The organism is Enterobacter cloacae complex sp. 394F7, from assembly GCF_057320385.1.
This window is the reverse complement of the sequence record NZ_JBXWCS010000004.1, coordinates 190,344-205,249: the sequence shown is the minus strand read 5'-3', so window position 1 is coordinate 205,249 and position 14,906 is coordinate 190,344. Positions and strand designations below refer to the sequence as shown.

Annotated in this window: 14 protein-coding genes; 12 read left to right on the top strand and 2 right to left on the bottom strand. The window is 56.3% G+C overall.

Going from position 1 to position 14,906, the window contains the following annotated elements; all coding sequences use genetic code 11:
* The first annotated feature begins 57 nt into the window (after positions 1–57).
* The gene (gene manA / locus AC2FAK_RS07965) at positions 58–1,233 is read left to right on the top strand and encodes a mannose-6-phosphate isomerase (RefSeq protein WP_013096880.1); all 1,176 of its coding nucleotides are present in this window, start codon (positions 58–60) and stop codon (positions 1,231–1,233) included.
* Positions 1,234–1,331: 98 nt separating this feature from the next.
* A complete protein-coding gene (locus AC2FAK_RS07960) occupies positions 1,332–2,864 on the top strand; it encodes a YdgA family protein (protein ID WP_095454794.1) in 1,533 nt (510 codons plus the stop codon).
* 86 nt (positions 2,865–2,950) lie between these two features.
* Here AC2FAK_RS07960 and AC2FAK_RS07955 read toward each other — a convergent pair whose 3' ends face one another.
* The gene (locus AC2FAK_RS07955; RefSeq protein WP_029882782.1) at positions 2,951–3,979 is read right to left on the bottom strand and encodes a Mal regulon transcriptional regulator MalI; all 1,029 of its coding nucleotides are present in this window, start codon (positions 3,977–3,979) and stop codon (positions 2,951–2,953) included.
* A gap of 178 nt (positions 3,980–4,157) precedes the next feature.
* Here AC2FAK_RS07955 and malX point away from each other — a divergent pair, with 178 nt between their 5' ends.
* The 3 genes from malX (at position 4,158) to add (ending at position 8,069) form a co-directional block, all read left to right on the top strand.
* Positions 4,158–5,750: a maltose/glucose-specific PTS transporter subunit IIBC gene (malX, locus tag AC2FAK_RS07950; protein ID WP_095454795.1), complete on the top strand. Its 1,593-nt coding sequence runs from the start codon at positions 4,158–4,160 to the stop codon at positions 5,748–5,750.
* 48 nt (positions 5,751–5,798) lie between these two features.
* Positions 5,799–6,971, top strand: a complete 1,173-nt coding sequence (locus AC2FAK_RS07945) for a MalY/PatB family protein (protein ID WP_095454796.1) — start codon at positions 5,799–5,801, stop codon at positions 6,969–6,971.
* 96 nt (positions 6,972–7,067) lie between these two features.
* Entirely contained in the window at positions 7,068–8,069 is a 1,002-nt protein-coding gene (gene add / locus AC2FAK_RS07940) for an adenosine deaminase (protein ID WP_320736867.1), read from the top strand.
* A gap of 44 nt (positions 8,070–8,113) precedes the next feature.
* Here the strand turns inward: add and AC2FAK_RS07935 are convergent, their stop codons facing one another.
* Positions 8,114–9,154 carry an oxidoreductase gene (locus tag AC2FAK_RS07935; protein WP_013096894.1) on the bottom strand — a complete coding sequence of 347 codons (1,041 nt, stop codon included), beginning with the start codon at positions 9,152–9,154 and terminating at the stop codon, positions 8,114–8,116.
* A gap of 243 nt (positions 9,155–9,397) precedes the next feature.
* Here AC2FAK_RS07935 and blr point away from each other — a divergent pair, with 243 nt between their 5' ends.
* The 7 genes from blr (at position 9,398) to rsxD (ending at position 14,901) form a co-directional block, all read left to right on the top strand.
* The gene (blr, locus tag AC2FAK_RS07930) at positions 9,398–9,523 is read left to right on the top strand and encodes a division septum protein Blr (protein WP_168112406.1); all 126 of its coding nucleotides are present in this window, start codon (positions 9,398–9,400) and stop codon (positions 9,521–9,523) included.
* A 232-nt stretch (positions 9,524–9,755) separates the two neighbouring features.
* Positions 9,756–9,971, top strand: coding sequence for a transcription modulator YdgT (gene ydgT, locus AC2FAK_RS07925; protein ID WP_013096896.1), 216 nt, complete (start codon positions 9,756–9,758; stop codon positions 9,969–9,971).
* Positions 9,972–10,058: 87 nt separating this feature from the next.
* Positions 10,059–10,499, top strand: a complete 441-nt coding sequence (locus tag AC2FAK_RS07920) for a DUF2569 domain-containing protein (protein ID WP_013096897.1) — start codon at positions 10,059–10,061, stop codon at positions 10,497–10,499.
* Positions 10,500–10,575: 76 nt separating this feature from the next.
* A complete protein-coding gene (gene rsxA, locus AC2FAK_RS07915) occupies positions 10,576–11,157 on the top strand; it encodes an electron transport complex subunit RsxA (RefSeq protein WP_013096898.1) in 582 nt (193 codons plus the stop codon).
* The gene (gene rsxB, locus AC2FAK_RS07910) at positions 11,157–11,735 is read left to right on the top strand and encodes an electron transport complex subunit RsxB (RefSeq protein ID WP_013096899.1); all 579 of its coding nucleotides are present in this window, start codon (positions 11,157–11,159) and stop codon (positions 11,733–11,735) included. The genes rsxA and rsxB overlap by 1 nt, the downstream gene beginning before the upstream one ends.
* The gene (gene rsxC, locus AC2FAK_RS07905) at positions 11,728–13,848 is read left to right on the top strand and encodes an electron transport complex subunit RsxC (RefSeq protein ID WP_095454797.1); all 2,121 of its coding nucleotides are present in this window, start codon (positions 11,728–11,730) and stop codon (positions 13,846–13,848) included. The genes rsxB and rsxC overlap by 8 nt, the downstream gene beginning before the upstream one ends.
* Complete coding sequence (rsxD, locus tag AC2FAK_RS07900) at positions 13,849–14,901, top strand: electron transport complex subunit RsxD (protein ID WP_044158702.1); 1,053 nt, start codon at positions 13,849–13,851, stop codon at positions 14,899–14,901. It abuts the gene before it with no gap.
* The last annotated feature ends 5 nt before the right edge of the window (positions 14,902–14,906 follow it).

Below are 14,906 nucleotides of genomic sequence, written 5' to 3'. Positions count from 1 at the left end.
GGTGGTTTATTGCTTTAATACCCGGAGTTTATTCCACATTTGAATCAGGGCTTGATAATGCAAAAACTCATCAACTCAGTGCAAAACTACGCCTGGGGAAGTAAAACTGCGTTAACGGAACTCTACGGTATCGCGAACCCGGACAACCTGCCGATGGCAGAACTGTGGATGGGCGCCCACCCGAAGAGCAGCTCAAAAGTTGAAGATGCCAGCGGCCAGGTGCGCGCGCTGCGCGACGTAATTGATGCCGATAAAGCCACGCTGCTGGGTAACAGCGTGGCCAACCGTTTTGGCGAGCTGCCGTTCCTGTTTAAGGTGCTGTGTGCCGATCAACCTCTCTCCATCCAGGTTCACCCGAACAAGAAAGCCTCTGAAATTGGCTTTGCAAAAGAGAATGCGGCCGGTATCCCGTTAGATGCCGCCGAGCGTAACTATAAAGATCCGAACCACAAGCCGGAGCTGGTCTTTGCGCTGACCCCTTTCCTGGCGATGAACGCGTTTCGCGAGTTCTCCGAGATCATCTCTCTGCTGCAGCCGGTCGCAGGAGCGCATAACGCTATCGCACATTTCCTGGCAAATCCGAACGCGGAAAGCCTGAGCCAGCTGTTCGCCAGCCTGCTCAACATGCAGGGCGACGAGAAATCCCACGCCCTGGCGGTGCTGAAAGCGGCGCTGGACGGCCAGCAGGGCGAACCATGGGACACCATCCGTCTGATTTCTGCGTTTTACCCGGACGACAGCGGCCTGTTCTCCCCGCTGCTGCTGAACGTGGTGAAACTAAACCCGGGCGAAGCCATGTTCCTGTTCGCGGAAACGCCGCATGCCTATCTGCAGGGTGTGGCGCTGGAGGTAATGGCCAACTCGGACAACGTACTGCGCGCGGGTCTGACGCCGAAATATATCGACATCCCTGAACTGGTGGCTAACGTGAAGTTTGTGGCAAAACCTGCTGCCGAGCTGCTTACTCAGCCCGTCAAAAATGGCGCAGAGCTGGACTTCCCTATTCCGGTTGACGATTTTGCTTTCTCCCTGCACGACCTCAGCCAGACCGAAACGACCATCGCGCAGGAGAGCGCGGCGATCCTGTTCTGCGTTGAGGGTGAAGCGACACTGCATAAAGGCGAACAGCGTCTGGTGCTTAAGCCGGGTGAATCAGCATTCGTTGCTGCTAATGAGTCCCCGGTCAGCGTGAGCGGTACCGGTCGCCTGGCGCGCGTATTTAATAAGCTTTAGACAATACTGAATTTTTTAACAACTCTTGCTAAGCTAGTGGCAGGCTTTATATCTCCGGGCGGTTTCTACCGCCTGGTTTCATTTTAGGGATAGTCGCAATGAAAAAATCGGTCGTAGCGGTAGGCGTGATTGTAGCGTTAGGCGTAGTCTGGACGGGAGCATCCTGGTTTACCGGGAAGCAGCTGGAGAGCCGTCTGGCTGAGATGGTGGCACAGGCTAACAGCCAAATTAAGCGTGGCGCACCGGAAGCGGGTGTAGAGCTGAGCTATCAGAATTATGAGCGCGGGGTATTCACCAGCCATATGCAGCTTGTGGTGAAGCCCGTTGCCGGAAATGAAAATGGCTGGCTGAAGCCGGGCCAGACGGTGGTGCTGGATGAGGTGGTAAGTCACGGTCCGTTCCCGCTGGCGCAGCTGAAGTCCTTTAACCTGATCCCATCAATGGCGTCCGTTCACACCGTGCTGGTGAATAACGACTTAACTAAGCCGCTGTTCGATCTGGCAAAAAATGAATCACCTTTCGCGGTTGATACCCGCATCAGCTATGCCGGTGACACCCGCTCGAATATCGCGCTGAAGGCGCTGAACTACGAGAAAGAGAACGAGAAAGTCACCTTCAGCGGTGGCAACTTCACCGTAGATGCTGACCGCGAAGGGAACGTGCTCTCCCTGACAGGGGAAGCGCAAAGCGGTCTGGTCAACGCAGTTAACGAATACGATCAGAATGTACAGATTACCTTCAACAATTTGAAAGCAGACGGCAACAGCCGCATGACCGACTTCAAAGAGCGTATCGGCGATCAGAAACTCTCGATTGATAAGATTGCCATTGCGATTGAAGGTAAAGAGATGGCCGTGCTGGAAGGCATGGACGTTGATGGTAAATCGGATGTCTCCAAAGACGGTAAGAGCATCAATACTCAGCTGGATTACACCCTGAAGAGCCTGAAAGTGCAGAATCAGGACCTGGGTACCGGCAAGCTTTCGCTGAAGATCGGCAATATTGACGGTCAGGCGTGGCATGAATTCAGCCAGAAATACAGCAAAGAGAGCCAGGCGCTGCTGACCGATGCCGCGCTGCAGCAGAACCCGGAAGTGTATCAGCAGCAGGCGATGGCCGTGCTGTTCAACAACCTGCCTATTCTGCTCAAAGGTGAACCGGTGATCACCGTCGCTCCGCTGAGCTGGAAAAACAGCAAAGGCGAAACCAGCTTTAACCTGTCTCTGTTCCTGAAAGATCCGGCAACCGCAACGGGCGAACCGCAAACGCTGGCCCAGGAAGTGGATCGCAGCGTGAAGTCTCTGGACAGCAAGCTGACGATCCCAATGGATATGGCAACCGAATTTATGACTCAGATTGCGAAGCTTGAAGGGTACGGCGATGACGATGCCGGCAAGCTGGCAAACCAGCAGGTGAAAGGCCTGGCGGCGATGGGCCAGATGTTCCGCATCACAAAGGTGGACGACAACACGATTTCCACCAGCCTGCAGTATGCCAACGGCCAGGTGACGCTCAACGGTGACAAAATGCCGCTGGAGGACTTTGTCGGCATGTTTGGTATGCCTGCCCTGGGCATGCCGGAACCGGCTGAACCAGCAGCGCCAGCCGAACCTGCGGCGCCGCAGCAGTAAACGACAAAACCCCTCGCATGAGGGGTTTTTTATTGCCGGGGGGCGGCGATGCCTTATCTGGCCTACACTCCGCAACGTGCTCTGGATTATTTCACCGTTACCAAACGCGCCGCCACAATCTGGTGCCCGGCCTGCACGTCTGTTTTTTCGATGCGCTGCATGATCCTGTCCGCCAGCGTGTAACCCATCTCCCGTGCGGGCGTGGTGGCCCAGACGATGGGCAGATCGTCCAGCGCATTTTCGCCAACGTCGGCAAATGCCCCTAACGCCACCTGATGGCCGAAGAAGGTTTCAACCCCCCCCTCACCGCTCTGACGCCCGGCGCGGATCAGACCAAACCAGGCCCCCATCGCAATCACATCGTTATAGCAAATCACGGCGCTTATTGTCGGACTGCTGCTTAACAGCGCACCGATCGCTTCTGCGGCTTTTTTCTGACTGGATTCACACTCTACCACCCACTCGCTGTGGAACGGTAAACCGTATTTAATCAGCGTCGCGCAATAACCGCCCACCCGTTCGGCGCGGGTCAGCGACGAGCTTTTTCCGCCGAGCCAGGCAATCCGCTGATGTCCGCGACGAATAAGATGCTCGGTCAACATTTGAGCCGCCTGCATGTTGTCTGGCCGCAGGGTATCGGCTTCATCCAGATAACTGGCGCGCGACGCAAAGACCAGCGGCACCCCTTTAGCGGCCGCGCGCTCGCATAATTCACTGCTCACGCCCGACGCTCCGGCAACAATCACACCGTCAACGCCCTGGGTGAGCAGCATGTCGAGCCGGGAAAGAAGCTGGTCCGGCTCGCGTCCACCGTGGAGCAGAAACACCATTCGTCCCTGCGCCTCCAGCGCTTCGGTCAACCCGGCGGTCAGTTCGGCGTAAAAGGGTGAAGTCAGGTCACGCACAATCAGGCCAATCACGCCGCTTTGTCCCCCGCGCAGGGCCGACGCCTGACGGTTACGCACAAAACCCAGTTGTTCAACGGCGTCGTTAACCCGCTGACCGGTCGCGGGAGAGATGCGCCCTTTTCCACTCAGGACCAGTGAAACGGTGCTGACGGAAACGCCCGCCGCCAGCGCGACATCGTTGATGGTGATCTTTTTCGCTACAGCCATGTGTTGGCGTGACTCCCTGATAATGAGATCGGTAAAACGTTTTATCAATACGTTATCTTTATACTACCAGTGAAAGGCTGAGAATGTGATTCAGCGCGCACTAAACTTTGATAAAACGTTTTATCTTCTCGCAGCATTGAAGCAGACAAACTGATTTTAACAATAAAGGAGTCGTTTTATGACGGCGAAAACAGCACAAAAAATATCGCTGTGGGAATTTTTCCAGCAACTGGGTAAAACCTTTATGCTGCCCGTGGCGCTTCTCTCGTTCTGCGGGATCATGCTCGGGATCGGCAGCTCGCTCAGCAGTAAGGACGTCATTACGCTGATCCCGATCCTCGGTACCCCTGTGCTGCAGGCGATCTTTATCTGGATGAGTAAGGTCGGCTCCTTTGCCTTCAGTTTCCTGCCCGTGATGTTCTGTATCGCCATCCCGCTGGGCCTGGCGCGTGAGAATAAAGGCGTGGCGGCGTTCGCCGGTTTTGTGGGCTACGCGGTGATGAACCTTGCGGTGAACTTCTGGCTGACCGCCAAAGGCATCCTGCCCACTACCGATGCTGTGGTGCTGAAAGCCAACAACATTCAGAGCGTGATTGGTATTCAGTCCATCGACACTGGGATCCTCGGCGCGGTGATCGCGGGGGTCATTATCTGGATGCTGCATGAGCGCTTCCACAATATCCGCCTCCCCGATGCCCTGGCTTTCTTCGGCGGCACCCGCTTCGTGCCAATTATTACTCTCGTGGTCATGGGGCTGTTTGGTCTGGTCATCCCGCTGATCTGGCCGGTCTTTGCGCTCGGTATCAACGGTATTGGCCGTATCATTAACGGCGCGGGCGATTTCGGCCCGATGATCTTCGGTACCGGCGAACGTCTGCTGCTGCCGTTTGGCCTGCAACATATCCTGGTGGCGCTGATTCGCTTCACCGAAGCAGGCGGCACCATGGAAGTGTGCGGTCATGATGTAAGCGGTGCGCTGACCATCTTCCAGGCGCAGCTGAGCTGCCCAACCACTCATGGCTTCTCTGAGAGTGCGACCCGCTTCCTGTCACAGGGTAAAATGCCGGCCTTCCTCGGCGGTCTGCCAGGCGCGGCGCTGGCGATGTACCACTGCGCCCGACCGGAAAATCGTCACAAAATTAAAGGGCTGTTGATTTCCGGGGTAATCGCCTGCGTTGTAGGCGGTACGACTGAGCCTATCGAATTCCTGTTCCTGTTTGTCGCGCCGGTGCTGTATCTCATCCACGCGGTGCTGACCGGTCTGGGCTTTACCGTGATGGCGGTGCTGGGTGTCACCATCGGTAACACCGACGGCAACGTAATTGATTTCGTGGTGTTCGGCATCCTGCATGGTTTGTCCACCAAGTGGTATCTGGTGCCGGTCGTGGCGGCGATCTGGTTCGTGGTGTACTACGGTATCTTCCGCTTCGCCATCACCCGCTTTAATCTGAAAACGCCAGGCCGCGATGCCGAAACCGCCACCAGCGTGGAACAGGCCGTTGCCGGTACAGTGGGTAAATCGGGTTATAACACGCCGGCAATTCTGGCGGCGCTGGGCGGTGCGGATAACATTACCTCTCTGGATAACTGCATTACCCGTCTGCGTCTGTCGGTGGCGGATATGTCGAAAGTGGATACCAATGCCCTGAAAGCCAACCGGGCAATCGGCGTGGTACAGTTGAATCAGCACAATTTGCAGGTGGTTATCGGCCCGCAGGTGCAGTCGGTCAAAGATGAGCTGGCCACCCTGATGCGCACAGTCGAAGCCTGATGCCTCACCCCCTCACGCAGAGGGGGTTTTACTTTAAGGACATACGTCATGTTTGATTTCTCGACCGTTGTCGATCGCCACGGCACCTGGTGTACACAGTGGGATTATGTTGCCGACCGTTTTGGTGCCGCCGACCTGCTGCCCTTTACGATCTCTGATATGGATTTCGCCACCGCCCCCTGCATTATCGATGCGCTACATCAACGTATTGATCACCGCGTGTTTGGCTACAGCCGCTGGAAAAACGAAGAATTCCTGGCCGCGGTGACGCACTGGTTCCAGCAACGTTTTAACAGCCGGATTGATACTGAAACCGTTGTTTATGGCCCTTCCGTGATCTATATGGTCTCTGAGCTGATTCGCCTGTGGTCGATGTCGGGAGACGGTGTGGTGGTGCATACCCCGGCTTATGATGCGTTTTATAAAGCCATTGAAGGCAATGCGCGCCACGTAGTGCCAGTGGCGATGGAGAAACAGGCGACGGGCTGGCAGGGAAATATGGCCGCGCTTGAGGCCGCCCTGGCGAAACCGGAAAACAAAATATTGCTGCTGTGCAGCCCGCAAAACCCGACCGGCAAGGTCTGGACGCAGGAGGAGCTGGCGCAGATGGCTGAACTGTGCGCGCGCTATGACGTGGCGGTGATAAGCGATGAAATTCATATGGACATGGTATGGGGAGAACATCGCCACACGCCATGGAACAGGGTCGCGCGCGGTAAATGGGCACTGCTGACCTCAGGCTCCAAGAGCTTTAATATCCCGGCACTGACCGGCGCATATGGGTTAATAGGCGATGAGGAGAGCCGTAATGCGTATCTGAGCGCGCTAAAAGGCCGTGACGGCCTCTCCTCTCCCTCCGTGCTGGCACTGACGGCGCATATTGCCGCCTATCAGCAGGGTGAGCCGTGGCTTGCCGCGCTGCGCGACTATCTGGAAGAGAACCTGAAATTTATCGCACGTGAAATGAACAGCGCTTTTCCGGTACTAAACTGGACGCCACCCGAGGCGACCTATCTCGCCTGGATTGACCTGCGCCCGTTAAATATTGACGATCGCGCCCTGCAAAACGTACTGATTGAGCAGCAAAAAGTCGCCATCATGCCGGGATATACCTATGGAAACGAAGGCATCGGTTTTATCCGCCTGAATGCCGGCTGCCCGCGCAGCAAGCTGGAACAAGGGGTGCAGCGGCTGATTGCGGGTATCAACACGCTCCTGTAGTTTGTTTGCGCAACGGAATATTCCCTTGCGCAAATAGCTTTTTACCTCGTTTTGTTTTTATAATGTGGCGCACTTTAACCAGAAAAGAGTGCGACCATGATTGATACACGCCTGCCTTTAACAGATATTCATCGTCACCTTGACGGTAACATTCGTGCCCAAACCATCCTCGATCTTGGCCGCCAGTACAATTTAACGCTCCCTGCTCAATCGCTTGAAACCCTGATCCCGCACGTTCAGGTCACCTCTAATGAACCGGATCTGGTCAGTTTTTTGAGCAAACTCGACTGGGGCGTAAAGATGCTGGCCTCACTGGATGCCTGTCGCCGTGTCGCTTTTGAGAATATCGAAGATGCCGCCCGTAACGGCCTGCATTATGTCGAACTGCGCTTTTCGCCAGGCTATATGGCGATGACCCACAGCCTGCCCGTTGCAGGCGTGGTTGAAGCCGTTATTGAAGGTGTCCGTGAAGGGTGCAAAGCCTTCGATGTGCAGGCCCGTTTGATTGGCATCATGAGCCGTACCTTCGGCGAAGCGGCCTGTCTGCAGGAACTGGAAGCGCTGCTGGCGCATCGTGACGCGATCACCGCAGTCGACCTGGCCGGGGATGAACTGGGCTTCCCGGGCAGCCTGTTCCTGTCACATTTCAACCGCGCACGTGATGCCGGCTGGCATGTAACCGTTCACGCCGGTGAAGCGGCGGGGCCGGAGAGCATCTGGCAGGCCATCCGTGAACTGGGTGCCGAGCGTATCGGTCACGGTGTAAAAGCGGTGGAAGATCGCGCCCTGATGGACTTCCTGGCCGAGCAACGTATCGGGATCGAATCCTGCCTAACCTCCAATATTCAGACCAGCACCGTGCCCGCGCTGGATAAGCACCCGCTGAAAACCTTCCTTGAGCACGGCGTGCTGGCCTCGCTGAATACCGATGACCCGGCGGTACAGGGCGTGGACATTATCCACGAGTATACTGTCGCCGCACCGCAGGCGGGCCTGAGCCGCGAACAGATCCGCCAGGCGCAGATTAATGGGCTGGAGATGGCCTTCCTCACGCCGGAAGAGAAGCAGGCGCTTCAGGATAAGGTGGCAAACGCGTAACCCCTTTGCCGGGTGGCGGCTACGCCCTACCCGGCCAACAACACTTATGCCAGACAGAGCGTGGCGCGATGTTTGGCAGATTCAATGCCCAGTTCGATCAACTCCATAATCTGAATCGCCTGACTGGCTGGTACCGGGTTTTCCCCCGTGCCGTTCAGCGCATCACGCACGGCCGCATAATATGCCGGGTAGTTCCCCGGGCTCGTCAGCAAGGTTTCTTCCACCAGCGTCTCCCCCTCCACTTTAGTCACCACCCCGTCTCGCATATCATATCCCCAGTCTTCCTGAGGCAAACGCTCGCCGTTTTTCAGCCTGTCTTCCTGCGGATCCAGACCAAATTTCACGTAGCTCCCCCGCGTACCATGGATGATATAACGCGCAGATTCCGCAGCCGCAACCATCGTTCCGTGCAGCACTATCCGCCGTTGCGGGTAGCTCAGGATGGCATGAAAATAATCGGTCGTTTGCGCGCCGGGTCTGAGCTGGGCCAGATCAACCGTCATACTCACCGGCAGGCCAAACAGATTCACGGCCTGGTCGAGCAGGTGTGGGGCTAAATCGTACCAGATGCCGCTGCCTGGCCCGGCTTGCTCACGCCAGCGATTTCGCACCTGCGGCCGGAAACGATCAAAATGCGATTCAAAGAAGGTTATCTCCCCGAGCGTTCCCTCGCTGAGCAGCGCTTTTACCGTGAGAAAATCGCTGTCCCAGCGGCGGTTATGAAACACCGACAGCAGTCTGCCAAGGCTTTTCGCCAGCGCATCCAGCTCGCGTGCCTGAGACAACGTCACGGTAAAGGGTTTATCGACGACGACATGCTTACCGGCTTCCAGCGCCGCCTTCGCCAGCGGGAAATGGGTATCATTCGGCGTGGGGATCACAATTAAATCGATATTCGGATCATTGAAAAGGTGCTTAGGCTCAGAGACAACCGGAACGGTGGGCCAGTCGGCATGCACCTTGGTGGCATCGCTGCTCGACACCGCCGCCAGCGCCATTCCCGGCGTACCGGCAATTAACGGCGCATGGAATGTTTTGCTCGCATACCCGTAACCAATAAGCCCGACACGGATGCTATCACTCATAGTGTTGCCCTCTCCTGTGATGTTCTTATTTCACACTGGCTAACCTGGCCACATGACAGATTAAGCATGTGCCATATGACTTAAAATAGCATCCTGCTCCGGTTGTTTTTGTTATATGGGGTTAACCCGCTGATTGTGCTTAAGGGAACCGTTCCCAAAGCACTTGCTGTCTCCCCCCTGGCGCTGTAACATTTGCAACCGGTATTTATGGATAAATTACAAACACGAATTATGACGTCAATTATTAATCGAATCATTGAATTAGCGGGATGGATTGTTCTTGGGGTATCGGTCATTTTGCTTGGCGTTGCCAGCCACATCGATAACTACCAACCGCCGGAGCCTGTCACTGTCGCCCAACCTAAGTAACCGGTTACGGTAATAAAGAGTGACATAATATGTCAGTTACTTATTGCCACTCCTGGTGAACACGGTTAACCTTCTCTTCCAGGCATCATCAGATGCCTGAATCTTTCGCAAAGAAAACTCCTAATTTAGTCGCGTTACCTGAGTGGGCAGTTTACGTCTTTATTAATCCGTTTATTATTCAAACGAATTACCTTAACGGGTATGACTCACTTTTATATGGAAACTTATTAATATGACAGTTCAGGACTATTTATTAAAATTTCGCAAGATCAATTCCCTTGAGAGCCTGGAAAAACTGTTTGACCACCTGAACTACACGCTGTCGGATAATCAGGACATCATCAATATGTATCGTGCAGCGGATCATCGCCGTGCGGAGCTGGTCTCCGGTGGCCGTTTGTTTAACGTCGGCGAAGTGCCTAAGTCCGTATGGCGTTACGTTTTATAAGAAAGTAGCCATCCGCGCGAAATGTTATATACTCTCCGCCCTGCAAACTGGCTGTACAACATTTCGCGCAGATTTATGGGAGAGTTCATGACCGCAACGCCTGGAGAAAGAATTGGAGGCTGGTTAATCGCCCCACTGGCATGGCTGCTGGTTGCCTTATTAAGCGCATCACTTGCGCTGCTGCTTTATACCACCGCGCTGGTTACCCCTCATGCAATCCAGACCCTGATGTCGCAAAGTGTGCTGAATATTACGCTGTGGTTCGTGTCGTTCGTCTTCGCCATAGGCATGTGGTACTACACGCTGTGGCTAACCATTGCGTTCTTTAAACGCCGCAAAAATGTGCCTAAGCACTACATCATCTGGCTGCTCGTTTCCGTACTGCTGGCGGTGAAAGCCTTTGCTTTTTCACCGGTTTCGGACGCGCTGGCCGTTCGTCAGCTGCTTTTCCCGTTACTGGCGGCGGCGCTTCTGGTGCCCTATTTCAAGCGTTCGACGCGGGTGAAGAACACCTTCGTGAATCCGTAATAACCTTACAGATAACCTGTTGTCGCCTGTTGTGGTTTATCCGATAATAGGCGGCTTTTTTATTTCAGGCTGAATAATGACCGATTACTTACTGCTCTTTGTCGGCACAGTGCTGGTTAACAACTTCGTTCTGGTGAAGTTCCTTGGCCTGTGTCCGTTTATGGGCGTGTCCAAAAAGCTGGAAACGGCAATGGGCATGGGGCTGGCAACCACCTTCGTGATGACGATGGCGTCCATCTGCGCCTGGTTGATTGATACCTGGATCCTCATCCCGCTGGGTTTAGTCTATCTCCGTACGCTGGCCTTTATTCTGGTCATTGCCGTAGTGGTGCAATTTACCGAAATGGTGGTGCGTAAAACCAGCCCGGCGCTCTATCGCCTGCTGGGTATCTTTTTGCCGTTGATCACCACCAACTGCGCCGTTCTTGGCGTAGCGCTGTTGAACATTAATCTCGGGCATAATTTCATGCAGTCGGCGCTGTACGGTTTTTCTGCCGCCGTCGGTTTCTCGCTGGTGATGGTGCTGTTTGCCTCTATTCGTGAGCGCCTCGCCGCAGCGGATATCCCTGCGCCCTTTCGCGGAAACGCGATTGCGCTGGTGACCGCAGGTTTAATGTCTCTGGCCTTTATGGGCTTTAGTGGTCTGGTGAAGTTGTAATGAATACCATCTGGATTGCCATCGCCTCCATCAGCGTGCTGGGGTTGGTGTTTGGCCTGATTCTGGGTTACGCCTCCCGCCGATTCGCGGTAGAGGACGATCCTGTTGTTGAAAAAATCGATGAGCTTTTGCCGCAAAGCCAGTGTGGGCAGTGCGGCTATCCTGGCTGTCGTCCCTATGCAGAAGCCGTGGGTATTCAGGGTGAGAAAATCAACCGCTGTGCGCCAGGTGGCGAAGCGGTAATGCTGAAAATTGCAGCGCTGCTAAACGTCGACCCGCAACCCATTGATGGCGATGCGCAGGTGCAGGAGCCCGTGCGTGCCCTCGCGGTGATTGACGAAGCGAACTGCATTGGCTGCACCAAGTGTATTCAGGCATGCCCTGTCGACGCCATTGTTGGCGCCACCCGCGCCATGCACACCGTTGTGGCGGATCTGTGCACCGGCTGTAACCTCTGCGTGGCACCCTGCCCGACGCAATGTATTGAGTTGCGCCCGGTTGAAACGACTACCGAAAGCTGGAAGTGGGATCTTCAAACCATTCCGGTTCGCAATATTCCTGTGGAACAACATGCTTAAGTTATTTTCTGCTTTCAGAAAAGAGAAGATTTGGGACTTTGACGGCGGGATCCATCCGCCAGAGATGAAAACCCAGTCCAGCGGCACGCCGCTGCGTCAAATTCCGCTGGCGACCCGTTTCGTCATGCCGCTGAAGCAGCACATTGGCGCTGAGGGTGAGTTGTGCGTTAAAGAAGGCGATACCGTCCTTCGCGGCCAGCCATTGACCTTTGGTCGTGGACGTATGCTGCCGATCCACGCCCCGACATCCGGTAAAGTGGTGGCGATTACCCCACACACCGTTGCACATCCGTCAGCCCTCTCCGAACTGAGCGTCATTATTGAAGCCGACGGCGAAGACCGCTGGATCGAGCGTGATGGCTGGAGCGACTACCGCGCCCGCAGCCGGGAAGCGCTTATCGACCGTATTCATCAGTTCGGCGTTGCCGGGCTGGGTGGCGCAGGGTTCCCGACCGGCGTCAAACTGCGCGGTGGCGGCGATAAAATTCAGACCCTGATTATCAACGCCGCTGAATGCGAACCCTATATCACCGCCGATGACCGCCTGATGCAGGACTGCGCCGCGCAGGTCGTGGAGGGGACCCGTATCCTCGCCCATGTGCTGCAGCCTCGTGAAGTGCTGATTGGCATTGAGGATAACAAACCGCAGGCCATTTCCATGCTGCGCGCGGTGCTCGCCGGTAGCCACGATATCAGCCTGCGCGTCATTCCGACCAAGTACCCGTCGGGCGGGGCAAAACAGCTGACGCAAATACTCACCGGAAAACAGGTTCCCCACGGCGGCCGCTCGTCGGATATTGGCGTGCTGATGCAAAACGTGGGTACCGCCTACGCCGTGAAACGCGCGGTGATAGACGGTGAACCCCTGACCGAACGCGTGGTGACGCTGACGGGCGAGTCAGTGTCTCGTCCGGGGAACGTCTGGGCGCGTCTGGGCACGCCGGTTCGTCATCTTCTGGAGCAGGCCGGATTCTGTCCCGGCAGCGATCAGATGGTGATCATGGGCGGCCCATTGATGGGCTTTACCCTGCCGTGGCTGGACGTTCCGGTCGTAAAAATCACTAACTGCCTGCTCGCCCCCTCCCCCACCGAAATGGGTGAAGAGCAGGAAGAGAAAGGCTGCATCCGCTGCAGCGCCTGTGCCGATGCCTGCCCGGCCGATCTGCTTCCACAGCAGTTGTACTGGTACAGCAAAGGTCAGCTGCACGATAAAGCGCAAGCGCATAATCTGGCTGACTGCATCGAATGCGGCGCGTGCGCCTGGGTCTGCCCTAGCAACATTCCGCTGGTGCAGTACTTCCGTCAGGAGAAGGCCGAGATTTATGCCATCTCGATGGAAGAAAAACGCGCTGCCGAAGCGAAAGCCCGCTTTGAAGCCCGCCAGGCTCGTCTGGAGCGTGAAAAACTGGCCCGTCAGGAGCGTCATAAGCAGGCTGCCGTTCAGCCAGGCGAGAAAGATCAGGATGCCATTAACGCGGCGCTGGCTCGCGTGCGCGAGAAAAAAGCGACCGCAGCGCAACCTGTGGTGATCTCCGCCGGTGAGAAGCCAGATAACAGCGAAGCCATTGCCGCACGTGAAGCGCGTAAGGCCGCGGCGCGCGCGCGTCAGGCGGAAAAAGCGCAAACAGGGCAACCGGAAGAAACCCGTGTCGATCCGCGTAAATCGGCCGTTGAAGCGGCCATCGCCCGCGCCAAAGCACGAAAAGCGGGAGAGCAGCAGGTAGTCGCTGAGCAAGAGGCCACAGACCCGCGCAAAGCCGCCGTTGAAGCCGCGATAGCCCGCGCTAAAGCGCGTAAAGCGGCGCAGCAACCGCAACCGGCCACAGAAGAGGCGCCGGTCGATCCGCGTAAAGCGGCTGTCGAAGCGGCCATCGCCCGCGCCAAAGCGCGTAAAGCGGCGCAGCAACAACAACCAGCTGCAGAAGAGGCACCAGTCGATCCGCGCAAAGCCGCTGTCGAAGCGGCCATCGCCCGCGCCAAAGCACGGAAAGCGGCTCAGCAGGAAGTACAACAGCCTGCCGCGAACGACGATCCACGCAAAGCCGCCGTCGCCGCCGCGATTGCACGCGTTCAGGCGAAGAAAGCCGCACAGCAAGCAGTTAACGAGGATTAAATGGTTTTCAGAATCGCAAGTTCCCCTTACACCCATAACCAGCGCCAGACGTCGCGCATTATGATGCTGGTCTGCCTGGCTGCACTGCCGGGTATTGCCGTTCAGTTCTGGTTTTTCGGCTGGGGAACCCTGTTCCAGTTAGCACTGGGCTGTGCCAGCGCCGTAGCGGCCGAAGCGCTGGTGCTGAAGCTGCGTAAGATGAACATCTCCCGTATTCTCAGCGATAACTCCGCTCTGCTGACGGGCCTGCTGCTGGCCATCAGTATTCCGCCGTTTGCGCCGTGGTGGATGATCGTGCTCGGTACGGTGTTTGCGGTGATTATTGCCAAACAGCTGTACGGTGGGCTGGGCCACAATCCCTTTAACCCGGCGATGGTCGGCTACGTGGTACTGCTTATCTCCTTCCCGGTACAAATGACCAGTTGGCTGCCGCCGCACGATATCGCCGCCACGGTGCCAGGTTTTATGGATGCCCTTCAGGTGATCTTTTCCGGCCATACGGCGTCCGGTGCCGATATGAATGCGTTGCGTATGGGTGTGGATGGTGTCAGCCAGGCCACACCGCTCGATACGTTTAAAACGTCCCTGCGTGCCGGGCACAGCGTTGAGCAGATCATGCAATCAGCCATCTACAGCGGCGTGCTGGCCGGTGCAGGCTGGCAGTGGGTTAACCTGGCATATCTGTTGGGTGGCCTGTTCCTGCTGCAGCAGAAAGCGATCCGCTGGCATATTCCGGTGAGCTTCCTGGTCACGCTCGCGGTCTGCTCTACGCTGGGCTGGCTCTTCTCTCCTGAATCCCTGGCGAGCCCGCAGATGCATCTGCTCTCTGGTGCCACCATGCTGGGCGCGTTCTTTATTCTGACCGATCCGGTAACCGCCTCGACCACCAATCGCGGTCGTCTGATCTTCGGTGCGCTGGCCGGTCTGCTGGTGTGGCTGATCCGCAGTTTCGGCGGATACCCGGATGGCGTAGCGTTCGCCGTCCTGCTTGCCAACATCACCGTTCCGCTCATTGACTACTACACGCGCCCGCGCGTGTACGGCCATCGGTAAGGGTT

Excerpts from the sequence above, each read along its gene's own strand:
- manA (WP_013096880.1), top strand. The coding sequence starts at position 58 with ATGCAAAAACTCATCAACTCAGTGCAAAACTACGCCTGGGGAAGTAAA.
- AC2FAK_RS07960 (WP_095454794.1), top strand. The coding sequence starts at position 1,332 with ATGAAAAAATCGGTCGTAGCGGTAGGCGTGATTGTAGCGTTAGGCGTA.
- AC2FAK_RS07955 (WP_029882782.1), bottom strand. The coding sequence starts at position 3,979 with ATGGCTGTAGCGAAAAAGATCACCATCAACGATGTCGCGCTGGCGGCG.
- malX (WP_095454795.1), top strand. The coding sequence starts at position 4,158 with ATGACGGCGAAAACAGCACAAAAAATATCGCTGTGGGAATTTTTCCAG.
- AC2FAK_RS07945 (WP_095454796.1), top strand. The coding sequence starts at position 5,799 with ATGTTTGATTTCTCGACCGTTGTCGATCGCCACGGCACCTGGTGTACA.
- add (WP_320736867.1), top strand. The coding sequence starts at position 7,068 with ATGATTGATACACGCCTGCCTTTAACAGATATTCATCGTCACCTTGAC.
- AC2FAK_RS07935 (WP_013096894.1), bottom strand. The coding sequence starts at position 9,154 with ATGAGTGATAGCATCCGTGTCGGGCTTATTGGTTACGGGTATGCGAGC.
- ydgT (WP_013096896.1), top strand. The coding sequence starts at position 9,756 with ATGACAGTTCAGGACTATTTATTAAAATTTCGCAAGATCAATTCCCTT.
- AC2FAK_RS07920 (WP_013096897.1), top strand. The coding sequence starts at position 10,059 with ATGACCGCAACGCCTGGAGAAAGAATTGGAGGCTGGTTAATCGCCCCA.
- rsxA (WP_013096898.1), top strand. The coding sequence starts at position 10,576 with ATGACCGATTACTTACTGCTCTTTGTCGGCACAGTGCTGGTTAACAAC.
- rsxB (WP_013096899.1), top strand. The coding sequence starts at position 11,157 with ATGAATACCATCTGGATTGCCATCGCCTCCATCAGCGTGCTGGGGTTG.
- rsxC (WP_095454797.1), top strand. The coding sequence starts at position 11,728 with ATGCTTAAGTTATTTTCTGCTTTCAGAAAAGAGAAGATTTGGGACTTT.
- rsxD (WP_044158702.1), top strand. The coding sequence starts at position 13,849 with ATGGTTTTCAGAATCGCAAGTTCCCCTTACACCCATAACCAGCGCCAG.